Origin of the sequence: Halopseudomonas sp. (genome assembly GCF_036960865.1) — a bacterium.
Lineage (GTDB): Bacteria > Pseudomonadota > Gammaproteobacteria > Pseudomonadales > Pseudomonadaceae > Halopseudomonas.
This window is the reverse complement of the sequence record NZ_JBALWE010000015.1, coordinates 26191-46039: the sequence shown is the minus strand read 5'-3', so window position 1 is coordinate 46039 and position 19849 is coordinate 26191. Positions and strand designations below refer to the sequence as shown.

The following is a 19849-nucleotide window of genomic DNA, read 5'->3' as shown; positions in this document are numbered from 1 at the left end:
CCACTGACGTTACCGGTTCCTGCGAACTGCCGGAAGGTATCGAAATGGTAATGCCTGGCGATAACGTCAAGCTGGACGTCACTTTGATCGCTCCGATTGCGATGGAAGACGGTCTGCGCTTTGCGATTCGTGAAGGCGGCCGCACCGTTGGTGCCGGCGTTGTTGCCAAGATCATCGAATAATGATCTGACGCCATACGCAAAAGCCCCCGTTTAACGGGGGCTTTTGTATTTTGGTTGACAGTGGGGAGGTGCATCAGTAGAATTGCGCCTCCCTTGGATGGGCTCACCCGGTTTTCGGGGAAGGCTCTGAAAATAGTAGCTTGGAGTTTCTGGTCAAATGCAGAACCAACAGATCCGTATTCGGTTGAAGGCTTTTGACCATCGCCTGATTGATCAATCTACCCAGGAAATCGTGGATACCGCGAAACGTACTGGGGCTCAGGTGCGTGGTCCGATCCCTTTGCCGACGCGCAAAGAGCGTTTTACTGTACTGGTTTCTCCGCACGTCAACAAAGACGCGCGCGATCAGTACGAAATCCGTACCCATAAACGGGTTCTGGATATCGTTCAGCCCACCGACAAGACTGTCGATGCGCTGATGAAGCTGGACTTGGCAGCTGGTGTCGAAGTTCAGATCAGCCTCGGCTGATAGCCCCACAAGACGGGGGCTATAGGTCGTGTAACGCCCTGTGTTGGGCGGCCATAGCGGGTGATAGCCCCGTGCACTCATGAGGTTTACAAAATGACTATTGGTTTAGTCGGCCGGAAATGCGGTATGACCCGCGTTTTCACTGAAGATGGTGTATCTATCCCGGTTACGGTTGTAGAAGTAGAACCGAACCGCGTCACACAGGTTAAATCCCTGGATACCGATGGCTATCAGGCCATTCAGGTAACCGTGGGCGAGCGTCGCGCTAGTCGCGTCAGCAAGCCTATGGCGGGGCACTTTGCCAAAGCTAACACTGCTGCAGGTCGTCAGGTTATGGAGTTCCGCCTGGATGACAGCTCGCAGTACGAAGCTGGTGCAGAGCTGACCGTTAGCATTTTTGAAGCGGGCCAGAAGGTTGATGTTACTGGGCAGTCCAAAGGTAAGGGCTTCGCAGGTACTATCAAGCGCTGGAACTTCCGTGGCCAAGATGCAACTCACGGTAACTCGATCTCCCACCGCGTACCCGGTTCCATTGGTCAGTGTCAGACCCCTGGTCGTGTATTCAAGGGCAAGAAGATGTCTGGTCACATGGGTGCCGAACAGGTGACTGTGCAGACTCTCGAGGTTGTTCGTGTTGATGCCGAACGTAACCTGCTGCTCATCAAGGGCGCGGTACCTGGCGCGACCGGTAGCGACGTAATCGTTCGCCCGGCAGTCAAGGCCAAGGGTTAAGGGGGAGTTACCATGAATTTGAATGTAGCTGGCGCAAGCGCGATCGAAGTTTCCGATCTGACCTTTGCGACCGAGTTTAACGAGACCCTCGTTCACCAGGCCGTAGTTGCATACATGGCTGGTGCTCGTCAGGGTACCAAGCAGCAGAAGAATCGTTCTGATGTTTCCGGCGGTGGCAAGAAGCCCTGGCGTCAGAAAGGTACTGGCCGTGCCCGTGCCGGTACTATCCGCAGCCCGATCTGGCGCTCCGGTGGTACTACTTTCGCTGCGCGTCCACAGAATCACGAGCAGAAGCTGAACCGCAAGATGTACCGCGGTGCCCTGCGCTCCATCCTGTCCGAGCTGGTACGCCTGGACCGTTTGGTCGTAGTTGAGAGCTTCTCCGTCGATGTACCGAAAACCAAGGCTCTGGCCGGCAAGTTGAAGGATCTCGATCTGCAGAACGTGCTGATCGTTACCGACAACATTGACGAAAATCTGTACCTGGCAGCGCGCAACCTGCCGCACGTCGATGTACGTGACGTACAGGGTTCCGACCCAGTTAGCCTGATCGCTTACGACAAGGTACTGATTACCGTACCTGCTGTTAAGAAGTTCGAGGAGATGCTGGGATGAACCAAGAGCGCATTTTCAAAGTACTGCTTGGCCCGCATGTATCCGAGAAGGCTACTGTGTTGGCCGACGGCAAGAACCAGTTCGTGTTCAAGGTAGACACTACCGCGACCAAGCTGGAAATCAAGAAAGCCGTTGAGCAGCTGTTCAGCGTCAAGGTCAAGGCAGTATCGACCTTGAACGTCAAAGGCAAGACCAAGCGAACCGTTCGCGGCCTGGGCAAGCGTAATGACTGGAAAAAGGCTTATGTCAGCCTGCAGCCCGGTCAAGACATCGACTTCGCCAGCGCTGAATAAGAGAGGGATACATCATGGCTATTGTTAAATGTAAACCTACTTCCGCTGGCCGCCGCTTCGTTGTCAAGGTCGTCAACTCTGACCTGCACAAGGGCGCCCCGTACGCCCCGCTGGTAGAGAAGCAAGGCAAGTCTGGTGGTCGTAACAATAATGGCCGCATCACCACGCGTCATCGTGGGGGCGGACATAAACAGCATTACCGTATGGTCGATTTTCGTCGCAACAAGGATGGCATTCCTGCCACCGTTGAGCGCGTCGAATATGATCCGAACCGTACCGCTCATATTGCTCTGCTGAAGTATGCCGACGGTGAGCGTCGCTACATCATCGCCCCCAAGGGCGTGCGTGCTGGCGATCAGCTGGTCTCTGGTGCAGAAGCGCCGATCAAGGCCGGTAACTCACTGCCACTGCGTAACATCCCAGTGGGTAGCACCATCCACGCGATCGAGCTGAAGCCCGGTAAAGGCGCTCAGGTTGCTCGCAGTGCAGGCGCTGCCGTTCAGCTGGTTGCCCGCGAAGGCGCCTATGTAACCGTTCGTCTACGCTCCGGCGAGATGCGCAAGGTTCTCGGCGAGTGCCGCGCTACCCTGGGCGAAGTGTCCAACGGTGAGCACAGCTTGCGCTCTCTGGGTAAGGCTGGTGCCAAGCGCTGGCGCGGTGTTCGTCCGACCGTTCGTGGTGTTGCCATGAACCCGGTTGATCACCCGCATGGTGGTGGTGAAGGTCGTACTTCTGGTGGTCGTCATCCCGTATCGCCGTGGGGCTTCCCCACCAAGGGTGCCAAGACTCGTTCCAACAAGCGCACTGACAAGATGATTGTCCGTCGTCGCAGCAAGTAATTAGAGGGGATACGACAGTGCCGCGTTCTCTGAAGAAAGGTCCTTTTATCGATCTTCACCTGTTAAAGAAGATCGAAGTGGCAGTAGAAAAGAATGAGCGTAAGCCGATCAAGACCTGGTCTCGCCGTTCCATGATTCTGCCTCAGATGGTTGGTCTGACCATCGCTGTACATAACGGTCGTCAGCATGTCCCGGTCATTATTTCCGAAGACATGGTCGGCCACAAGTTGGGCGAATTCTCTGCTACTCGTACCTATCGTGGTCACGTAGCAGACAAGAAAGCCAAGCGCTAAGGGGTTAGAAGATGGAAGTAGCCGCTACTCATAAGGGCGCCCGACTCTCTGCCCAGAAGGCACGCTTGGTCGCCGACCAAATCCGCGGCAAGAAAGTGGATGAGGCTCTGAACCTGCTGTCTTTCAGCAACAAGAAGGCCGCTGAAGTCATCAAGAAAGTGCTCGAATCGGCGATTGCCAATGCTGAGCACAATGATGGCGCGGACGTGGATGACCTGAAGGTCTCCACCGTGTTTGTTAACGAAGGTCGCTCCCTGAAGCGCATCATGCCACGTGCCAAAGGCCGTGCTGATCGCATCGTTAAGCGGTCTTGTCATATCACGGTCAAGGTTGCTGACAAGTAGGAGTCGATCATGGGTCAGAAAGTACATCCGATTGGCATTCGCCTCGGAATCGTCAAAGAGCACACTTCGGTGTGGTACGCAGATGGTCGCCAATACGCTGACTATCTGTTTAATGATCTGAAAGTACGTGAGTACATTCAGAAGAAATTGAAAAGCGCTTCGGTCAGCCGCGTTGATATTCAGCGTCCGGCTCAGACTGCCCGCATTACCATTCACACCGCCCGTCCAGGCATCGTGATTGGCAAGAAGGGTGAAGACGTTGAAAAGCTGCGTCAGGAACTGACCAGTCAGATGGGCGTGCCCGTGCACATCAACATCGAAGAGATCCGCAAGCCGGAGCTCGACGGTGCCCTGGTTGCACAGAGTGTTGCTCAGCAGCTCGAGCGTCGTGTGATGTTCCGTCGTGCCATGAAGCGCGCCGTACAGAACGCCATGCGCATTGGTGCCAAGGGTATCAAGATCCAGGTTAGCGGCCGTCTTGGCGGCGCCGAGATCGCCCGCACCGAATGGTATCGTGAAGGTCGTGTGCCGCTGCACACCCTGCGCGCTGACATTGATTACGCAACGGCTGAAGCCCACACCACTTATGGTGTGATCGGTGTGAAGGTTTGGATCTTCAAGGGTGAGATCATTGGTGGTCTCCAGGAAGAAACCAAAGCCGTCGCGACCAAGAAAAAAGCTGCTAAGTAAGGGGTACGCACATGTTACAACCAAAGCGTACGAAGTTCCGCAAGCAGATGACCGGCCACAACCGTGGCTTGGCGCATCGTGGTAGCAAGGTGAGCTTCGGTGAGTTCGCACTGAAAGCCGTGGGTCGTGGTCGACTGACTGCACGTCAGATCGAAGCGGCTCGTCGCGCCCTGACTCGTCACGTAAAGCGTGGCGGTAAAATCTGGATTCGAGTTTTCCCAGACAAGCCCATCTCCAAGAAGCCTCTTGAGGTGCGGATGGGTAAAGGTAAGGGTAACGTCGAGTATTGGGTTGCTCAGATTCGTCCGGGCAAGGTCCTTTACGAGATTGAAGGTGTTTCCGAAGAGCTGGCTCGCGAGGCATTTGCCCTTGCCGCTGCCAAGCTGCCTCTCGCTACCACCTTTGTTAAGCGGACGGTGATGTAATGAAAGCGACAGAACTTCGTGAAAAATCTGCTGAGCAGCTGAACGAACAGCTGCTCACCCTGCTGCGCGATCAGTTCAACCTGCGCATGCAGAAGGCAACTGGTCAGCTCGGTCAGTCCCATCTGCTGAAGCAGACCAAGCGCGACATCGCTCGCGTCAAGACTGTGCTCAATCAGAAGGGTGGTAACTGATCATGGCCGAGAACAAAACAGTACGTACCGTTACTGGCCGCGTGGTCAGCGACAAGATGGACAAGACCGTCACCGTGCTCGTCGAGCGCCAGGAAAAGCACCCACTGTACGGTAAGTACGTGATGCGCTCTACCAAGCTCAAAGCGCACGATGAGAACAACGACTGCCGCATTGGCGATCTGGTTACTATCCGGGAAACCCGTCCCTTGGCCAAAACCAAGAGCTGGGATCTGGTACAGATCGACGAGCGCGCGGCGCAAGTTTAAAGCCCCGCGCTGTTTAGCGGATTATTTAAGGGTCGGAGAAAGTTATGATTCAGACTCAATCCATGTTGGATGTAGCTGATAACAGTGGTGCACGTCGCGTTATGTGTATCAAGGTTCTGGGCGGTTCTCACCGTCGCTACGCCGGCATTGGCGATATCATCAAGGTGACCGTGAAGGAAGCGATTCCGCGCGGCAAAGTAAAGAAAGGCCAGGTGCTCAATGCGGTCATCGTGCGTACCCGTCACGGCGTACGCCGTACTGACGGTTCGCTGATCCGTTTTGATGGCAACGCAGCCGTTCTGCTCAACAACAAGAATGAGCCGATCGGTACCCGCATCTTTGGGCCAGTGACGCGTGAGTTGCGTAATGAGCAGTTCATGAAGATCGTTTCCCTCGCGCCCGAAGTGCTGTAAGGAGCCCGGTCATGCAAAAGATTAAACGTGACGACGACGTAATCGTCATCGCCGGTAAAGACAAAGGCAAGCGCGGTAAAGTCCTGAAAGTTGGGGATGACTCCCGCCTGCTGATTTCCGGCGTCAACATTGTCAAGCGCCACACCAAGGGTAACCCCATGGCTGGTTCGCAGGGCGGTATTGTTGAGAAGGAGGCGCCAATCCACGTCTCCAACGTGGCTATCTTCAACCCGGAGACCAGCAAAGCCGATCGTATCGGTTTTAAGGTCGAAGACGGTAAGAAGGTTCGTATTTTCAAGTCGACGCAAAAAGCCGTCGACGCTTGAGAATCTAGGTGCTTACCATGGCGAGATTGAAAGAAACATATAGCACTACCATTGTTCCCAAGCTCCAGGAAGAACTGGGCCTGAAGAACGTAATGGAAGTGCCGAAAATCACCAAGATCACCCTGAACATGGGCCTTGGCGAAGCTGTCGGTGACAAGAAGATCATCGAAAATGCAATGGCTGACCTCGAGAAGATCACTGGCCGTAAAGGCATCGTGACCTACGCTCGCAAGTCCATTGCTGGCTTCAAAATTCGTGACGGCTGGCCGATTGGCGTGAAGGTAACTCTGCGCCGCGAACAGATGTACGAATTCCTCGACCGTCTGCTGTCGATTTCCCTGCCGCGTGTTCGTGACTTTCGTGGTCTGAACGCCAAGTCGTTTGACGGCCGGGGCAACTACAGCATGGGCGTCAAGGAACAGATCATTTTCCCGGAGATCGATTACGATAAAATCGACGCTCTGCGTGGTCTGGACATTACCTTGACTACCACAGCTCGGACTGACGACGAAGGTCGTGCGCTGCTGCGTGCGTTCAACTTCCCGTTCCGTAACTAGGAGTCAGGTAAATGGCTAAAGTCAGTATGAAAAACCGCGAGGCCAAGCGCGCTCGTCTGGTTGCCAAGTACGCTACCAAGCGTGCTGAGCTCAAGGCTACCATCGGCAACGTCAACGCCTCTGTTGAAGAGCGTTGGGCTGCCCAGGTTGCTCTGCAAAAATTGCCGCGCGATGCCAGCCCGGTTCGTCAGCGTAACCGCTGCCGCATCACTGGTCGTCCGCACGGTGTATACCGCAAGTTTGGTCTGAGCCGCATTAAGCTGCGCGAAGCAGCCATGCGCGGTGACGTACCAGGCCTGGTCAAGGCCAGCTGGTAAACCAAACCTTAATTACTCAGTTTCAGGAGCACAAAGCCCATGAGTATGCAGGACCCGTTAGCAGATATGCTGACCCGTATCCGTAATGCCCAGATGGCTGAGAAGTCCAGCGTCAGCATGCCTGCGGCAAAGCTGAAGGTGGCTGTCGCCAAAGTACTTAAAGAAGAAGGCTATGTAGCCGGTTACGAAGTGGCAGGTGAGGTCAAGCCTACTCTGTCCATCGAGCTCAAGTACTTCGAAGGCAAGCCGGTTATCGAAGATCTGAAGCGCGTAAGCCGTCCCGGCCTACGCCAGTACAAGTCCGTCGACCAGCTTCCGAAGGTCAAGGGTGGACTGGGTGTTTCCATCGTCTCCACCAATAAAGGTGTGATGACGGATCGCGCTGCTCGCGCTGCCGGTATCGGCGGCGAAGTACTCTGCACCGTATTCTGATAGGGGGTTACGATGTCTCGCGTCGCTAAGGACCCTGTCAAATTGCCACAGGGTGTAGAAGTAAAGCTGGATGGTCAGGAATTGTCGATCAAGGGTGCCAAGGGCAGCCTGGATTTGAGCCTGCATCCGCTGGTTGAAGTTGTCCACGAAGACGGTCTGCTGAAATTCGCAGCACGTCCAGGCAGTGTGAACATGGCCATGGCCGGTACCACTCGCGCGCTGGTCAACAACATGGTTGTCGGCGTCAGCCAGGGCTTCGAGCGCAAGCTGCAGCTGGTTGGTGTGGGTTACAAAGCTCAGGCAAAAGGTCAGGTTCTGAACCTGGCGCTGGGTTTCTCCCATCCAATCGACTATCAGCTGCCTGAGGGCGTTTCTGCTGAAACCCCGAGCCAGACTGACATTATCATTAAAGGTATCGACAAGCAGCTGGTCGGCCAGGTAGCCGCGGAAATTCGTGATTTCCGTCGCCCAGAGCCCTATAAGGGCAAGGGTGTTCGCTACGCCGATGAGGTCGTGCGTCGTAAAGAAGCCAAGAAGAAGTAGGGCATAGCAAATGAGCGATAAAAAAGTTATTCGTCTCCGTCGCGCTCGCCGTTCGCGCTTGAAAATGCGTGAACTGGAAGCCGTTCGTCTGTGCGTGTACCGTTCTTCGCAGCACATGTACGCACAAGTGATCTCTGCAGACGGCGCCACCGTGTTGGCTAGCGCCTCCACGCTGGACTCGGATCTGCGCAGCGGTAGTACCGGCAATATCGAAGCCGCCAAGAAAGTCGGCCTTCTGGTTGCTGAGCGCGCCAAGGCCGCCGGTGTAACTCAGGTCTCCTTCGACCGTTCCGGCTTCAAGTATCATGGTCGCGTAAAAGCGCTGGCCGACGCCGCTCGTGAAGGCGGGCTGGAATTCTAAGGGTAGATCTATGGCTAATTTCGATCAGAAGCGCGACGAAGGTTACATTGAGAAGCTTGTTCAAGTTAACCGCGTTGCCAAAGTTGTAAAAGGCGGCCGTATTTTCGCTTTCACTGCTCTGACTGTAGTGGGCGACGGTAAAGGTCGTGTGGGTTTCGGTCGCGGTAAGGCACGTGAAGTGCCTGCTGCCATCCAGAAAGCCATGGAAGCCGCTCGTCGTAACATGATTCAGGTTGACCTGAACGGCACTACGCTGCAATACCCTGTTCGCGCTGCACACGGCGCTTCCAAGGTATTCATGCAGCCTGCGTCTGAAGGTACCGGTGTTATTGCCGGTGGTGCAATGCGCGCCGTCCTCGAAGCCGCTGGCGTTCATAACGTTCTGGCCAAGTGTTACGGTTCCACCAATCCGGTTAACGTCGTTCAGGCTACCTACAAGGGTCTGAAGTCGATGCAGTCTCCCGAGTCTGTAGCGGCCAAGCGCGGCAAGACCGTTGAAGACATCGTGGGGTAAACGGACATGGCTAACGAAACAATCAAAGTGACCCTGTTCAAAAGCGTTGTCGGTCGCCTGCCCAAGCACAAGGCCTGCGTTAAAGGTCTTGGTTTGCGCCGCATCGGCCACACTGTCGAGGTCGAAGATACCCCGGCTGTTCGTGGGATGATCAACAAGGTCTCCTACATGGTTCGGGTAGAGGGTTAAGACATGAAATTGAATGATCTGCGTTCTGCGCCAGGTGCACGCCGTGAAAAGCTGCGCGTTGGTCGTGGTATCGGTAGCGGTCTGGGTAAGACTGCCGGCCGTGGTCACAAGGGTCTGACTTCTCGTTCCGGTGGCACTGTAGCCCCCGGTTTCGAGGGTGGTCAGCAGCCTTTGCATCGCCGTCTGCCCAAGTTTGGCTTTACCTCCAAGCTGGCAATGGTGACTGCTGAAGTTCGCACCAGCGAGCTGAATGGTGTTGATGCTGCGGTCATCGACCTGCAAGCGTTGAAAGATGCCAACATCATCGGCAACAAGTTTGTACGTGCCAAGATCGTGCTGTCTGGCGACGTGACCAAAGCGGTTACTGTCAAAGGCCTGGCGCTGACCAAGGGTGCGCGTGCAGCGATCGAAGCAGCTGGCGGCAAGATCGAGGAATAAATGGCTAAGCAAGGCGCTCTTTCTGGAATGAATCAAGGTGGCTTGAGTGAACTCTGGGGGCGCCTGCGCTTTCTGTTCCTCGCGATCATCGTTTACCGTATCGGGGCGCATATTCCGGTTCCCGGGATAAACCCTGATCGTCTGGCTGATCTGTTCAAACAGAATGAAGAGACGATCCTTAGTCTGTTCAATATGTTTTCCGGCGGTGCCTTGGAGCGGATGAGTATCTTCGCCCTGGGCATCATGCCGTACATCTCTGCATCGATCATCATGCAGCTGATGACGGCGGTGAGCCCGTCGCTGGAGCAGTTGAAGAAGGAAGGGGAGTCCGGTCGCCGGAAAATCAGTCAGTACACGCGTTATCTGACGCTGGTGCTGGCGTTTATCCAAGCCATCGGCATGTCGGTTGGCCTGGCCAGTCAGGGTGTCGCCTTCGATACCGGTTTCAGCTTTTACTTCATTGCTGTAACCACCTTCGTATCGGGTGCGATGTTCATGATGTGGCTTGGTGAACAGATCACCGAGCGGGGCGTCGGTAACGGCATCTCGATGTTGATCTTTGCCGGTATTGTTGCCGGGTTGCCGAGCGCCATCGGGCAGTCCTTTGAGGGTGCGCGTTTGGGCACCATCAATATTTTCGCGCTGATCGGTGTTGGCCTGGTGGCTATTGCCATGATCGCGTTCATCGTCTTCGTTGAGCGTGGCCAGCGCAGAATTACGGTCAATTACGCCAAGCGTCAGCAAGGTCGCAAGGTCTTCGCGGCTCAAACCAGTCATTTGCCGCTCAAGGTAAACATGGCAGGTGTGATCCCGGCGATCTTCGCCAGCAGTATCCTGTTGTTCCCGGCTTCGCTGGGTACCTGGTTTGCCCAGGGCGACAACATGGAGTGGCTGCAGACCGTGACCCAGGCTATTGGGCCGGGTAAGCCGCTGAACATCATTCTGTTTAGTGCAGGGATTATTTTCTTCTGCTTCTTCTATACAGCGCTGATGTTCAATCCGAAGGATGTAGCGGAAAACCTCAAGAAGTCAGGTGCATTTATCCCGGGTATTCGCCCAGGTGAGCAGTCTGCTCGCTACATCGATAGCGTGCTGACACGGCTTACCCTGTTCGGTGCCCTGTATATGACGGCTGTCTGCCTGTTGCCGCAGTTTTTGGTGGTATCGGCTAATGTGCCCTTCTATTTGGGTGGGACCTCGCTGTTGATCGTTGTAGTGGTTGTGATGGACTTCATGTCCCAAGTACAATCGCACCTCGTTTCTCAGCAGTACGAGTCTCTTTTGAAGAAATCTAACCTGAAAGGTTACGGCAGCGGCATGGTTCGCTGAGTATTCAGGTTTCAGGAGTCGGCTATGAAAGTTGCAGCATCAGTAAAGAAGCTTTGCCGTAACTGCAAAGTCATCCGTCGCAACGGTTGCGTACGTGTGATTTGCAGCGCTGAGCCCCGTCATAAGCAGCGCCAGGGTTAATCCCCCGGTTCTGATTTAAGACTACGTCTCAGGATAACCGCCACCCGGCCATTAATTTGGCTGGGTGGTTGAATTTTGTTTTTGTTAGCGCTACCCTACTGCACCCTTTTTCGAGCAACCTTCATTGTTGTGGGTTGAGTCAGGTAGCTGTCAGACGGAGTAAATTGGATGGCCCGTATTGCAGGCGTCAACATCCCGGATAACAAACATACTGTTATCTCTCTGACCTATATTTTTGGTATTGGTCAGACCAAAGCACAGCAGATCTGTGCGTCCACTGGCATTGCGCCAGATGCGAAAATCAAGGATCTGAGCGAAGAGCAGATTGATACTCTGCGCAATGAAGTTGCCAAGAGCACGACTGAAGGTGACTTGCGCCGGACGATCAATATGAACGTCAAGCGCCTCATGGATCTTGGCTGCTATCGCGGTCTGCGTCATCGTCGTGGCCTTCCGGTCCGCGGCCAGCGCACCAAGACCAACGCTCGCACCCGTAAGGGTCCGCGCAAGCCGATCCGTAAGTAATTGCGAAGGAATATACAGATATGGCTAAGCCTGCTGCTCGTGTTCGTAAGAAAGTAAAAAAGACAGTGGTTGATGGGATCGCCCACATCCATGCGTCTTTCAATAACACCATCATTACCATTACTGACCGTCAGGGCAATGCTCTGAGCTGGGCTACCTCTGGTGGTTCTGGTTTCCGTGGTTCGCGTAAAAGCACCCCGTTTGCTGCCCAGGTTGCAGCTGAGCGTGCTGGTAACGCAGCTCTGGATTATGGTTTGAAAAATCTCGACGTTTGTGTGAAGGGCCCTGGCCCGGGTCGTGAATCAGCTGTCCGTGCTCTGAACTCTTGTGGTTACAAGATCAGCAGCATCACTGATGTCACCCCTATCCCACACAACGGCTGCCGCCCGCCCAAGAAGCGTCGCGTTTAATCAGGAGACGGTATAATGGCTAGATATATTGGTCCGAAGTGTAAGCTGTCTCGTCGCGAAGGCACTGATCTGTTCCTCAAGAGCGGCGTGCGAGCTCTCGAATCCAAGTGCAACCTGGAAAGCCCTCCGGGCGTCCATGGTCAGCGTCGCGGTCGTCTGTCGGAATACGGCACTCAGCTGCGTGAGAAGCAAAAAGTACGTCGTATGTATGGCGTTCTCGAACGTCAGTTCAGCAATTACTACAAGGAAGCTGCCCGTCTGAAGGGTGCGACCGGCGAGAACCTGCTGCAACTGCTTGAGCGTCGCCTGGACAACGTCGTTTATCGTATGGGCTTTGGTGCCACTCGCGCAGAAGCGCGTCAGCTGGTTTCCCACAAGTCAATCAGCGTTAACGGCAAAACAGTTAATATCGCATCTTACCTGGTAGCTCCGGGCGATGTGGTCGCTGTCCGTGAAAAGTCGAAGAACCAGCTGCGCATCAACAGTGCACTGGAGCAGGCGGCTCAGCGCGGTATGGCTGAGTGGGTTGAAGTGGACTCTGCCAAGAAAGAAGGCGTGTTCAAGAGCCTGCCCTCACGGAGTGATTTGTACGCTGACATCAACGAAAACTTGATCGTCGAGCTTTACTCCAAGTAAGCGACAGACAGCAAAAGGTGCCCCCATGCAGAGTTCGGTTACCGAGTTTCTAACACCACGTCACATCGACGTACAGGAAACTTCGCCCATGCGCGCCAAGATTACTCTTGAGCCGCTGGAGCGTGGTTTCGGTCATACCTTGGGCAATGCGCTGCGTCGCATTTTGCTCTCCTCCATGCCCGGCTGTGCCGTGGTAGAGGCGGAAATCGACGGCGTTTTGCATGAGTACAGCGCCATCGAGGGCGTTCAGGAGGATGTCATCGAGATCCTGCTTAACCTGAAAGGGTTGGCGATCAACATGCACGGTCGCGATCACGTTACCCTGAGCCTTTCCAAGAAAGGCCCAGGGTTGGTGACTGCAGCCGATATCCAGCTGGACCATGATGTCGAGATCGTTAATCCGGAGCACGCTATTGCGACGCTGTCCGATAACGGTGAGCTGAACATGAAGCTGACTGTTGCCCGTGGCCGCGGCTACGAGCCGTCCGATGCGCGCCAGTCTGATGAAGACGAGAGCCGCTCGATTGGTCGTTTGCAGCTGGACGCTACCTATACTCCGGTTCGCCGGGTTGCGTACGTAGTTGAAAGCGCTCGCGTAGAGCAACGCACCAACCTGGACAAGCTGGTTATTGACCTGGAGACCAACGGTACCCTGGACCCTGAAGAGGCCATCCGTCGTGCCGCGACTATCCTGCAACAGCAACTGGCTGCCTTTGTTGATCTGAAAGGTGATCAGGAGCCGGTGGTAGAGCAACAGGAAGATGAAATTGATCCTATCCTGCTGCGTCCGGTGGACGATCTTGAGCTGACTGTCCGTTCGGCCAACTGCCTGAAGGCTGAAAACATTTACTATATTGGCGATCTGATCCAGCGTACCGAAGTTGAGCTGCTGAAGACCCCGAACTTAGGCAAGAAATCCCTGACTGAAATCAAGGATGTTCTGGCCTCTCGTGGTCTGTCTCTGGGTATGCGTTTGGACAACTGGCCGCCTGCAAGCTTGAAGAAGGACGATAAGGTTTCGGCCTGATCGTCTCGACACCGAGGAATTGAGAGATGCGTCATCGTAAAAGTGGTCGTCACCTGAGTCGGACCAGCGCACACCGTAAGGCCATGTTCCAGAATATGGCTGTGTCGCTGTTCGAAAATGAACTGATCAAAACTACTCTGCCAAAAGCCAAGGAGCTGCGCCGCGTTGCCGAGCCGCTGATCACCCTGGCCAAGGAAGATACTGTTGCCAACCGTCGTCTGGCTTTCGACCGTACCCGCAGCAAGGAAGCGGTCGGCAAGCTGTTCAACGATCTGGGCAAGCGTTATGCAACCCGTCCGGGTGGTTATGTGCGTATCCTCAAGTGCGGTTTCCGCGCTGGCGATGCAGCCCCCATGGCGTATGTTGAGCTGGTTGATCGTCCTGAGCTGGCAACAGCTGACGAGTAAGCAGTAATCAACTCAAAAAAACCGGCCTATTGGCCGGTTTTTTTGTGCCTGTAAAACCATTGATGTTTATATGGTCGCGTTGAGTCATTGGCGTTTGCTGTGTGCGGTGGTTGGAAGAGCAAAAGCAAAAGGCCCTGTACACAGGGCCTTTTGCTTTCTAGGGTGGCGGCGGGGCGTGTCAGTCCCGGTCGCGCTCCAGCAACGGGCCAAGAAAGCGGCCGGTGTGCGAAACCTCCATGCCGGCTACCTGTTCTGGCGTCCCGGTGGCGATGATCTGACCACCCTTGGAACCGCCTTCAGGCCCGAGATCGACCAGCCAGTCTGCCGTCTTGATCACGTCGAGGTTGTGTTCGATTACCACGACGGTGTTGCCGTGATCGCGCAGCCGGTGCAGTACGTCGAGCAGCTGTTGAATGTCGGCGAAGTGCAGCCCGGTAGTGGGCTCGTCGAGGATATAGAGCGTTTTACCGGTATCGCGCTTGGACAGCTCGCGGGCGAGCTTGACGCGTTGCGCTTCACCGCCGGACAGGGTCGTGGCTGATTGGCCGAGGCGAATGTAGGTCAGGCCTACATCAATCAGGGTCTGCAGCTTGCGCGCCAGTGCGGGGACCGCTTCGAAAAACTCGCGAGCCTCCTCGATGGTCATTTCCAGCACTTCGTGGATGTTCTTGCCCTTGTACTTTATCTCGAGCGTCTCGCGATTGTAACGCTTGCTCTTGCATACATCGCAGGGCACGTAGATGTCAGGCAGAAAGTGCATTTCGACCTTGATCAAACCGTCGCCTTGGCAGGCCTCGCAGCGCCCGCCTTTGACGTTGAAGGAGAAGCGCCCCGCTTTGTAGCCGCGCGAGCGCGCTTCCTGGGTGCCGGCAAACAACTCGCGTATCGGCGTGAACAACCCGGTGTAAGTCGCCGGGTTGGAGCGTGGCGTACGACCAATCGGGCTTTGGTCTATATCCACCACCTTGTCGAGATGCTGAAGGCCATCAAAGCTGTCATGCGGCGCTGCGTCCAGGGTGGTAGCGCCGTTCAGTGCGGTGGCCGCCAGCGGGAACAGGGTGTTGTTGATCAGGGTAGATTTGCCGGAGCCAGACACGCCGGTCACACAGGTGAGCAGGCCCACCGGAATCTCCAGGTCCACCTTTTGCAGGTTGTTGCCGCAGGCGCCCTTGAGTTTTAGCCACTGGTCCTTGCGCAGCGGGGTACGCTTGGCCGGGACCGGAATCTTGACCCGACCGGAAAGGTACTTGCCGGTCAGCGAGTCTGGGTTGTTCATCACCTCGTCGGGGGTGCCCTTGGCGACGATCTGGCCGCCGTGCACACCGGCGCCTGGGCCAATATCAACCACATAATCGGCTAGCCGGATCGCGTCTTCGTCGTGTTCGACGACGATCACGGTGTTGCCCAGTTCGCGTAGGTGGATGAGTGTTTTCAGCAGGCGTTCGTTATCGCGTTGATGCAAGCCGATGGACGGTTCATCCAGAATGTACATGACGCCCACCAGGCCAGCGCCAATCTGGCTGGCGAGCCGAATGCGCTGCGCCTCGCCACCGGAGAGGGTGTCGGCGCTGCGATCGAGCGTAAGGTAGTCCAACCCCACGTTGACCAGAAACATCAGGCGCGCGCGTATCTCCTTGAGGATCTTCTCGGCGATTTCCCCCCGATTGCCCTGCAGGGTCAGTTGGCTGAAGTATTCGGCTGCGGCGCCTACCGGCATGGTAGTAACGCCCGGTAGGTTGCGATCATCAATGAACACGTGACGCGCTTCGCGGCGCAGACGGGTGCCGTGGCAATCTGGGCAGGGTTGGGTGCTCAGGTATTTGGCCAGCTCCTCGCGCACGCTTTGCGATTCGGTTTCGCGGTAGCGTCGTTCCAGGTTCGGCAGTATGCCTTCAAAGGGGTGTTCCCGGCGGACCACATCGCCGCGGTCATTCAGGTAGCGGAAGGGCACCTTGTCAGTGCCGGTGCCGTTGAGTACCAGCTTGCGGTGCTGCTCCTGCAGGTCGTCAAAGGCGAGGTCGAGGTTGATACCGTAATGCTCAGCCAATGAGCTGAGCATCTGGAAATAATAGACATTGCGCCTATCCCAGCCGCGGATCGCACCCTCGGCCAGTGTCAGTTCGCCGTTGACCAGACGCTTGCGATCAAAGAACTGTTTAACGCCCAGGCCGTCGCAGCCGGGGCAGGCTCCCGCCGGGTTGTTGAACGAGAACAGGCGGGGCTCGAGTTCGCTGATTGAATGGCCACACTCGGGGCAAGCGAAGCGCGCGCTGAAAGTCACTTCGTCGCCGGCTTCGCCTTCCATTGGCGCGATGATGGCGATGCCGTCCGCCAAACCAATCGCAGTTTCAAAGGATTCGGCCAGCCGTTGTTGGAGGTCTTCGCGCACCTTGAAGCGGTCCACTACAACGTCAATGCTGTGCTTGCGTTTCTTGTCCAGCGCGGGCGCTTCATCCAGCTCGTAAATGCGGCCGTCGATGCGCGCGCGCACGAAGCCCTGCGCGCGCAGCTCGTCGATCAGTGCCAGGTGTTCGCCCTTGCGCTCGCGCATGACGGGCGCCAGCAGCATCAGCTTGCTGCCCTCGGGCATTGCCAGTACCTGGTCGACCATCTGGCTGATGGTCTGTGCAGCCAATGGCAGGTTGTGGTCCGGGCACATGGGGGTGCCGACACGGGCAAACAGCAGGCGCAGGTAATCGTAGATCTCGGTGATGGTGCCGACGGTGGAGCGCGGATTGTGCGAAGTCGATTTCTGTTCGATGGAGATGGCGGGGGACAGCCCCTCGATGTGGTCGACGTCGGGTTTCTCCATCATCGACAAAAACTGGCGGGCGTAAGCCGACAGCGACTCGACGTAACGGCGTTGCCCTTCAGCGTAGAGTGTGTCGAAGGCCAGCGAAGACTTGCCAGAGCCAGACAAGCCGGTAATCACGATCAGTTTATCGCGCGGCAGATCGAGGTCGATGTTCTTCAGGTTGTGGGTGCGAGCCCCACGTATCAGGATGGTATCCACAGCCCATTTACCCTCAGCCAGCAAAGCAGCCAAGTATACGGGTTCCGGGGTAGCGCGAGCAAAGGCGGCGGCAAAAAGGTCAGCACTGCAGCGGTTGTAACGGGGTGTGTCATAAAGTCACCGGCAAATACGGCGCACGGTCTTTGAGCCGTGGTAAAATCGCGCTTTTTTTGGAGCAGTCATGCATCAGGCCGATTCCATGAGCCCGTTGGAGCGCCGCGCAGCTATTTCGCTGGCGTTGGTGTTCGCTTTTCGCATGCTGGGTTTGTTCATGGTGTTGCCGGTGCTGGCGACCTACGGGCAGGGTCTGGCTGGCGCGACGCCGGTGCTGATCGGCATGGCGATTGGTTGCTACGGGCTGACCCAGGCCTTTCTGCAAATCCCCTTTGGCATGTTGTCCGACCGTATTGGCCGCAAGCCGGTCATCCTCTTCGGCTTGCTGTTGTTTGCACTGGGCGGCGTGTTGGCAGCGCAGGCCGACAGCATTCATCAGGTAATCGCTGGGCGTATCCTGCAGGGCGCGGGCGCGATAGCGGCAGCGGTGATGGCCCTGGTGGCCGACCTGACCCAGGAACAGAATCGTACCAAGGCGATGGCCATGATCGGCATGAGTATTGGCAGTGCCTTTGCGGTGGCCATGGTCGCCGGACCGGTGATTGCGGGTATGGCGGGTTTGCATGGCGTGTTTCTGACCACCAGCGCTCTGGCGGTGGTAGGCATGCTGCTGGTGATCTTCTGTGTGCCGACCCCGCAAATCCCGTTGCGTCATCGTGAGGCGGGGGTGGTCAAGGCGGCTTTCTTGCCCGCGCTGCGTAACCCCGACCTGCTGCGGCTCAACTACGGCATTGCCGCGCTGCATGCCATTCTCATGGCTACCTTCATTGCCGTACCGCTTGCCCTGCAGCAGCATGCTCACCTGCCAAAGGAAGAGCATTGGTGGGTCTATCTTGCGGCGCTGCTGATCTCCTTCTTCGCCATGGTGCCCTTTATCATCTATGCCGAAAAACAGCGGCAGATGAAGCGGGTAGTGTTGGGGGCGGTGGCGGTGCTGGTGCTGGTGCAGCCGTTATTCTGGCTGAGCATGGACTCGCTGCCCTGGCTGGTCGCAACCATAGTGGTATTTTTTATCGGTTTTAACCTGTTGGAAGCGACCTTGCCATCACTACTCAGCAAGATTGCGCCGGCCGGCGGCAAGGGCACGGCGATGGGCGTTTACTCCACCAGCCAGTTCGCTGGCGCGGCCTTTGGCGGTGTTATGGGCGGCTGGATGTTTGGCCACTTCGGGTTGGCTGGCGTGTTCATCGGTTGCGGGCTCTTGGCACTGTCGTGGTGGTTGATTGGTGTTACCATGAACGAACCGCCTTATGTGACCAGCTACCGCCTGGCGCTGTCCGCCGAGCAGGTTGAGGATGCAGCGTTGTCGGCCAGATTGCTGGCCGTGCCGGGGGTGGCAGAAGCAATCATTGTGGCCGAAGACGCCGCAGCCTATTTGAAAGTCGATAGCAAAGAGCTGGATCGTGAGGCGCTGGACCGGGTTGTTGCACCCGTTTGATCACCCCAGACATGAGAGGAGAAGAGGAATGGCCAGAGGCGTCAATAAAGTAATTTTGATCGGTAATGTCGGTGGTGATCCAGAAGTGCGCTATATGCCCAACGGCAACGCGGTGGCCAATGTCACCCTGGCGACCACGGACAGCTGGAAAGACAAGCAGACCGGTCAGCAGCAAGAACGTACCGAATGGCACCGTGTGGTGTTTTTCGGTCGTATCGCGGAAGTGGTGGGCGAGTACGCACGCAAGGGTTCCAAGCTCTATGTCGAAGGTCGCCTGCAAACCCGTGAGTGGGAAAAGGACGGCGTGAAGCGCTACACCACGGAAGTGGTAGTCGACATGGGTGGTCAGATGCAGCTGCTCGACGGCCGCCCCTCCGGTGGCGAGCAGAACATGGCGCCGCGTCAGCAGCAGCCATCGCGTCCGGCGCCGCAGCAACAGCCTGCTGCCCAGCCGCAACAGGCGCCGCAGCAGTCCGCCCCGGATTACGACAGCTTTGATGATGACATTCCCTTCTAGAATGTAGCTGTCGCCAGAACCCGGCATGACCTAGGATGAATTTCCCCGGTCTGCCGGGTTTTTTTATGGCTCGTGGAAAGCGCTGTGACCCGATCAGGTATGCAGGCGTGGGCGGGTTGCCTTTGGGTTGCAAGCAAGAAGGGTTCATCTATGTCAGAAGTGTATTTTGTGCGCCACGGCCAGGCCTCATTTGGTTCCGATAATTATGACCTGCTGTCCGAAAAGGGCCATCAGCAGGCTCGCTTGCTAGGGGCTTACTTCCGCGCGCAGGGCATGCAGTTTGATCACATGATCACTGGCGACATGGTGCGTCACCGCGAAACCGCGCAGGGCATCTGCGAGGGGTTGGGGATTGTCGAGCCGAACTTTGAAGTGTTACCCGAGCTCAATGAGTTTGATTTCCACTCTGTACTGCACGCCTTTCTGGCTCAGCATCCGGATCAGGCGCTGCCCGACAAGCCAGTGGTGGCGGATTATTTCAAGCGACTCAAACAAGGGATTGTGCTCTGGTCAGAGGGCCGGCTGGAAGGTTCGTTGCCGGAAACCTGGGCGCATTTCGAAGAGCGCCTTGTGCATGCGCGTGAGCACATCATGCAAAACTACAAGGGGCAGCGGGTGTTGGCGGTCAGCTCTGGAGGCGCCATTGCCATGCTGGTGCGCCAGCTGCTGGAGGCGCCGAGCAAGACTATGGTCGAGCTGAATCTGCAGACGCGCAATACCGGGTTGATTCACTGCGTGTTCAATCAGCGCTCCATGCGCCTAAGCAGCTTCAACAGCGTTCCGCATTTGGACGCGCCCGAGCGTCGCGAGCTGATCACCTATACCTGATGCTTGCCGGTGCGGCAGGTGACGCGCGGCGATTC

General features: G+C 56.4%; 32 protein-coding genes and 1 pseudogene. 32 read left to right on the top strand and 1 reads right to left on the bottom strand.

What is annotated here, in order from left to right:
• From tuf to rplQ, 29 genes and pseudogenes are all read left to right on the top strand, one after another.
• Positions 1 to 182, top strand: a pseudogene (gene tuf, locus V7747_RS18035) (elongation factor Tu); the annotation flags it as partial.
• 157 nt (positions 183 to 339) lie between these two features.
• Positions 340 to 651: a 30S ribosomal protein S10 gene (gene rpsJ, locus V7747_RS18030; protein ID WP_028614853.1), complete on the top strand. Its 312-nt coding sequence runs from the start codon at positions 340 to 342 to the stop codon at positions 649 to 651.
• Between the two features lie 93 nt (positions 652 to 744).
• A complete protein-coding gene (rplC, locus tag V7747_RS18025) occupies positions 745 to 1383 on the top strand; it encodes a 50S ribosomal protein L3 (protein ID WP_092287468.1) in 639 nt (212 codons plus the stop codon).
• Between the two features lie 12 nt (positions 1384 to 1395).
• Entirely contained in the window at positions 1396 to 1998 is a 603-nt protein-coding gene (rplD, locus tag V7747_RS18020; protein WP_335617376.1) for a 50S ribosomal protein L4, read from the top strand.
• The gene (gene rplW, locus V7747_RS18015) at positions 1995 to 2291 is read left to right on the top strand and encodes a 50S ribosomal protein L23 (RefSeq protein ID WP_092287470.1); all 297 of its coding nucleotides are present in this window, start codon (positions 1995 to 1997) and stop codon (positions 2289 to 2291) included. The genes rplD and rplW overlap by 4 nt, the downstream gene beginning before the upstream one ends.
• A 14-nt stretch (positions 2292 to 2305) precedes the next feature.
• Entirely contained in the window at positions 2306 to 3130 is an 825-nt protein-coding gene (gene rplB, locus V7747_RS18010) for a 50S ribosomal protein L2 (protein ID WP_335617375.1), read from the top strand.
• Between the two features lie 17 nt (positions 3131 to 3147).
• Positions 3148 to 3423 (top strand): 30S ribosomal protein S19, encoded by a 276-nt coding sequence (rpsS, locus tag V7747_RS18005; RefSeq protein ID WP_335617374.1) that lies wholly within the window; start codon positions 3148 to 3150, stop codon positions 3421 to 3423.
• Positions 3424 to 3434: 11 nt separating this feature from the next.
• Positions 3435 to 3767 carry a 50S ribosomal protein L22 gene (rplV, locus tag V7747_RS18000; RefSeq protein WP_092287473.1) on the top strand — a complete coding sequence of 111 codons (333 nt, stop codon included), beginning with the start codon at positions 3435 to 3437 and terminating at the stop codon, positions 3765 to 3767.
• 9 nt (positions 3768 to 3776) lie between these two features.
• The gene (rpsC, locus tag V7747_RS17995) at positions 3777 to 4457 is read left to right on the top strand and encodes a 30S ribosomal protein S3 (RefSeq protein ID WP_092287474.1); all 681 of its coding nucleotides are present in this window, start codon (positions 3777 to 3779) and stop codon (positions 4455 to 4457) included.
• Positions 4458 to 4468: 11 nt separating this feature from the next.
• Positions 4469 to 4882, top strand: a complete 414-nt coding sequence (rplP, locus tag V7747_RS17990) for a 50S ribosomal protein L16 (protein WP_083728636.1) — start codon at positions 4469 to 4471, stop codon at positions 4880 to 4882.
• A complete protein-coding gene (gene rpmC / locus V7747_RS17985; protein WP_036993711.1) occupies positions 4882 to 5073 on the top strand; it encodes a 50S ribosomal protein L29 in 192 nt (63 codons plus the stop codon). The genes rplP and rpmC overlap by 1 nt, the downstream gene beginning before the upstream one ends.
• 2 nt (positions 5074 to 5075) lie before the next feature.
• Complete coding sequence (gene rpsQ / locus V7747_RS17980; protein ID WP_335617373.1) at positions 5076 to 5339, top strand: 30S ribosomal protein S17; 264 nt, start codon at positions 5076 to 5078, stop codon at positions 5337 to 5339.
• Positions 5340 to 5383: 44 nt separating this feature from the next.
• On the top strand, positions 5384 to 5752 hold the full coding sequence (rplN, locus tag V7747_RS17975; RefSeq protein WP_088277353.1) for a 50S ribosomal protein L14: 369 nt from the start codon (positions 5384 to 5386) through the stop codon (positions 5750 to 5752).
• Positions 5753 to 5763: 11 nt separating this feature from the next.
• A complete protein-coding gene (gene rplX, locus V7747_RS17970) occupies positions 5764 to 6078 on the top strand; it encodes a 50S ribosomal protein L24 (protein ID WP_092287476.1) in 315 nt (104 codons plus the stop codon).
• 17 nt (positions 6079 to 6095) lie between these two features.
• On the top strand, positions 6096 to 6635 hold the full coding sequence (rplE, locus tag V7747_RS17965) for a 50S ribosomal protein L5 (RefSeq protein WP_092287477.1): 540 nt from the start codon (positions 6096 to 6098) through the stop codon (positions 6633 to 6635).
• Between the two features lie 11 nt (positions 6636 to 6646).
• Complete coding sequence (gene rpsN / locus V7747_RS17960; RefSeq protein ID WP_092287478.1) at positions 6647 to 6952, top strand: 30S ribosomal protein S14; 306 nt, start codon at positions 6647 to 6649, stop codon at positions 6950 to 6952.
• Positions 6953 to 6991: 39 nt separating this feature from the next.
• A complete protein-coding gene (rpsH, locus tag V7747_RS17955; protein WP_335617372.1) occupies positions 6992 to 7384 on the top strand; it encodes a 30S ribosomal protein S8 in 393 nt (130 codons plus the stop codon).
• 12 nt (positions 7385 to 7396) lie between these two features.
• Complete coding sequence (gene rplF, locus V7747_RS17950; RefSeq protein ID WP_335617371.1) at positions 7397 to 7927, top strand: 50S ribosomal protein L6; 531 nt, start codon at positions 7397 to 7399, stop codon at positions 7925 to 7927.
• A 10-nt stretch (positions 7928 to 7937) separates the two neighbouring features.
• A complete protein-coding gene (gene rplR, locus V7747_RS17945; RefSeq protein ID WP_092287481.1) occupies positions 7938 to 8288 on the top strand; it encodes a 50S ribosomal protein L18 in 351 nt (116 codons plus the stop codon).
• Positions 8289 to 8298: 10 nt separating this feature from the next.
• A complete protein-coding gene (gene rpsE, locus V7747_RS17940) occupies positions 8299 to 8802 on the top strand; it encodes a 30S ribosomal protein S5 (protein ID WP_092287482.1) in 504 nt (167 codons plus the stop codon).
• A 6-nt stretch (positions 8803 to 8808) separates the two neighbouring features.
• Entirely contained in the window at positions 8809 to 8991 is a 183-nt protein-coding gene (gene rpmD, locus V7747_RS17935) for a 50S ribosomal protein L30 (RefSeq protein WP_092287483.1), read from the top strand.
• A 3-nt stretch (positions 8992 to 8994) separates the two neighbouring features.
• Positions 8995 to 9429, top strand: a complete 435-nt coding sequence (rplO, locus tag V7747_RS17930; protein ID WP_335617370.1) for a 50S ribosomal protein L15 — start codon at positions 8995 to 8997, stop codon at positions 9427 to 9429.
• A complete protein-coding gene (gene secY / locus V7747_RS17925) occupies positions 9430 to 10758 on the top strand; it encodes a preprotein translocase subunit SecY (protein ID WP_092287485.1) in 1329 nt (442 codons plus the stop codon). It abuts the gene before it with no gap.
• A 24-nt stretch (positions 10759 to 10782) separates the two neighbouring features.
• Positions 10783 to 10899, top strand: a complete 117-nt coding sequence (gene rpmJ / locus V7747_RS17920; protein WP_088277373.1) for a 50S ribosomal protein L36 — start codon at positions 10783 to 10785, stop codon at positions 10897 to 10899.
• A 168-nt stretch (positions 10900 to 11067) separates the two neighbouring features.
• Entirely contained in the window at positions 11068 to 11424 is a 357-nt protein-coding gene (gene rpsM / locus V7747_RS17915; RefSeq protein ID WP_092287486.1) for a 30S ribosomal protein S13, read from the top strand.
• A gap of 20 nt (positions 11425 to 11444) precedes the next feature.
• Positions 11445 to 11834 (top strand): 30S ribosomal protein S11, encoded by a 390-nt coding sequence (gene rpsK, locus V7747_RS17910; RefSeq protein WP_092287487.1) that lies wholly within the window; start codon positions 11445 to 11447, stop codon positions 11832 to 11834.
• 15 nt (positions 11835 to 11849) lie between these two features.
• Positions 11850 to 12470: a 30S ribosomal protein S4 gene (gene rpsD, locus V7747_RS17905; protein ID WP_335617369.1), complete on the top strand. Its 621-nt coding sequence runs from the start codon at positions 11850 to 11852 to the stop codon at positions 12468 to 12470.
• Positions 12471 to 12495: 25 nt separating this feature from the next.
• Entirely contained in the window at positions 12496 to 13497 is a 1002-nt protein-coding gene (locus V7747_RS17900; protein ID WP_335617368.1) for a DNA-directed RNA polymerase subunit alpha, read from the top strand.
• Positions 13498 to 13523: 26 nt separating this feature from the next.
• Positions 13524 to 13904 (top strand): 50S ribosomal protein L17, encoded by a 381-nt coding sequence (gene rplQ, locus V7747_RS17895; RefSeq protein WP_092287490.1) that lies wholly within the window; start codon positions 13524 to 13526, stop codon positions 13902 to 13904.
• Positions 13905 to 14082: 178 nt separating this feature from the next.
• Here the strand turns inward: rplQ and uvrA are convergent, their stop codons facing one another.
• The gene (gene uvrA / locus V7747_RS17890; RefSeq protein ID WP_335617379.1) at positions 14083 to 16917 is read right to left on the bottom strand and encodes an excinuclease ABC subunit UvrA; all 2835 of its coding nucleotides are present in this window, start codon (positions 16915 to 16917) and stop codon (positions 14083 to 14085) included.
• Positions 16918 to 17098: 181 nt separating this feature from the next.
• Between uvrA and V7747_RS17885 the strand changes: the two genes are divergently transcribed.
• From V7747_RS17885 to V7747_RS17875, 3 genes are all read left to right on the top strand, one after another.
• Positions 17099 to 18469, top strand: coding sequence for an MFS transporter (locus V7747_RS17885; protein ID WP_335617367.1), 1371 nt, complete (start codon positions 17099 to 17101; stop codon positions 18467 to 18469).
• A 28-nt stretch (positions 18470 to 18497) separates the two neighbouring features.
• Complete coding sequence (ssb, locus tag V7747_RS17880; protein WP_335617366.1) at positions 18498 to 18986, top strand: single-stranded DNA-binding protein; 489 nt, start codon at positions 18498 to 18500, stop codon at positions 18984 to 18986.
• A 150-nt stretch (positions 18987 to 19136) separates the two neighbouring features.
• Entirely contained in the window at positions 19137 to 19814 is a 678-nt protein-coding gene (locus V7747_RS17875) for a histidine phosphatase family protein (RefSeq protein ID WP_335617365.1), read from the top strand.
• Positions 19815 to 19849: the final 35 nt, after the last annotated feature.

What these genes read in the sequence shown, in the direction of transcription:
- rpsJ (WP_028614853.1), top strand. Translation starts at nt 340, where the DNA reads ATGCAGAACCAACAGATCCGTATTCGGTTGAAGGCTTTTGACCATCGC.
- rplC (WP_092287468.1), top strand. Translation starts at nt 745, where the DNA reads ATGACTATTGGTTTAGTCGGCCGGAAATGCGGTATGACCCGCGTTTTC.
- rplD (WP_335617376.1), top strand. Translation starts at nt 1,396, where the DNA reads ATGAATTTGAATGTAGCTGGCGCAAGCGCGATCGAAGTTTCCGATCTG.
- rplW (WP_092287470.1), top strand. Translation starts at nt 1,995, where the DNA reads ATGAACCAAGAGCGCATTTTCAAAGTACTGCTTGGCCCGCATGTATCC.
- rplB (WP_335617375.1), top strand. Translation starts at nt 2,306, where the DNA reads ATGGCTATTGTTAAATGTAAACCTACTTCCGCTGGCCGCCGCTTCGTT.
- rplV (WP_092287473.1), top strand. Translation starts at nt 3,435, where the DNA reads ATGGAAGTAGCCGCTACTCATAAGGGCGCCCGACTCTCTGCCCAGAAG.
- rpsC (WP_092287474.1), top strand. Translation starts at nt 3,777, where the DNA reads ATGGGTCAGAAAGTACATCCGATTGGCATTCGCCTCGGAATCGTCAAA.
- rplP (WP_083728636.1), top strand. Translation starts at nt 4,469, where the DNA reads ATGTTACAACCAAAGCGTACGAAGTTCCGCAAGCAGATGACCGGCCAC.
- rpmC (WP_036993711.1), top strand. Translation starts at nt 4,882, where the DNA reads ATGAAAGCGACAGAACTTCGTGAAAAATCTGCTGAGCAGCTGAACGAA.
- rpsQ (WP_335617373.1), top strand. Translation starts at nt 5,076, where the DNA reads ATGGCCGAGAACAAAACAGTACGTACCGTTACTGGCCGCGTGGTCAGC.
- rplN (WP_088277353.1), top strand. Translation starts at nt 5,384, where the DNA reads ATGATTCAGACTCAATCCATGTTGGATGTAGCTGATAACAGTGGTGCA.
- rplX (WP_092287476.1), top strand. Translation starts at nt 5,764, where the DNA reads ATGCAAAAGATTAAACGTGACGACGACGTAATCGTCATCGCCGGTAAA.
- rplE (WP_092287477.1), top strand. Translation starts at nt 6,096, where the DNA reads ATGGCGAGATTGAAAGAAACATATAGCACTACCATTGTTCCCAAGCTC.
- rpsN (WP_092287478.1), top strand. Translation starts at nt 6,647, where the DNA reads ATGGCTAAAGTCAGTATGAAAAACCGCGAGGCCAAGCGCGCTCGTCTG.
- rpsH (WP_335617372.1), top strand. Translation starts at nt 6,992, where the DNA reads ATGAGTATGCAGGACCCGTTAGCAGATATGCTGACCCGTATCCGTAAT.
- rplF (WP_335617371.1), top strand. Translation starts at nt 7,397, where the DNA reads ATGTCTCGCGTCGCTAAGGACCCTGTCAAATTGCCACAGGGTGTAGAA.
- rplR (WP_092287481.1), top strand. Translation starts at nt 7,938, where the DNA reads ATGAGCGATAAAAAAGTTATTCGTCTCCGTCGCGCTCGCCGTTCGCGC.
- rpsE (WP_092287482.1), top strand. Translation starts at nt 8,299, where the DNA reads ATGGCTAATTTCGATCAGAAGCGCGACGAAGGTTACATTGAGAAGCTT.
- rpmD (WP_092287483.1), top strand. Translation starts at nt 8,809, where the DNA reads ATGGCTAACGAAACAATCAAAGTGACCCTGTTCAAAAGCGTTGTCGGT.
- rplO (WP_335617370.1), top strand. Translation starts at nt 8,995, where the DNA reads ATGAAATTGAATGATCTGCGTTCTGCGCCAGGTGCACGCCGTGAAAAG.
- secY (WP_092287485.1), top strand. Translation starts at nt 9,430, where the DNA reads ATGGCTAAGCAAGGCGCTCTTTCTGGAATGAATCAAGGTGGCTTGAGT.
- rpmJ (WP_088277373.1), top strand. Translation starts at nt 10,783, where the DNA reads ATGAAAGTTGCAGCATCAGTAAAGAAGCTTTGCCGTAACTGCAAAGTC.
- rpsM (WP_092287486.1), top strand. Translation starts at nt 11,068, where the DNA reads ATGGCCCGTATTGCAGGCGTCAACATCCCGGATAACAAACATACTGTT.
- rpsK (WP_092287487.1), top strand. Translation starts at nt 11,445, where the DNA reads ATGGCTAAGCCTGCTGCTCGTGTTCGTAAGAAAGTAAAAAAGACAGTG.
- rpsD (WP_335617369.1), top strand. Translation starts at nt 11,850, where the DNA reads ATGGCTAGATATATTGGTCCGAAGTGTAAGCTGTCTCGTCGCGAAGGC.
- V7747_RS17900 (WP_335617368.1), top strand. Translation starts at nt 12,496, where the DNA reads ATGCAGAGTTCGGTTACCGAGTTTCTAACACCACGTCACATCGACGTA.
- rplQ (WP_092287490.1), top strand. Translation starts at nt 13,524, where the DNA reads ATGCGTCATCGTAAAAGTGGTCGTCACCTGAGTCGGACCAGCGCACAC.
- V7747_RS17885 (WP_335617367.1), top strand. Translation starts at nt 17,099, where the DNA reads ATGCATCAGGCCGATTCCATGAGCCCGTTGGAGCGCCGCGCAGCTATT.
- ssb (WP_335617366.1), top strand. Translation starts at nt 18,498, where the DNA reads ATGGCCAGAGGCGTCAATAAAGTAATTTTGATCGGTAATGTCGGTGGT.
- V7747_RS17875 (WP_335617365.1), top strand. Translation starts at nt 19,137, where the DNA reads ATGTCAGAAGTGTATTTTGTGCGCCACGGCCAGGCCTCATTTGGTTCC.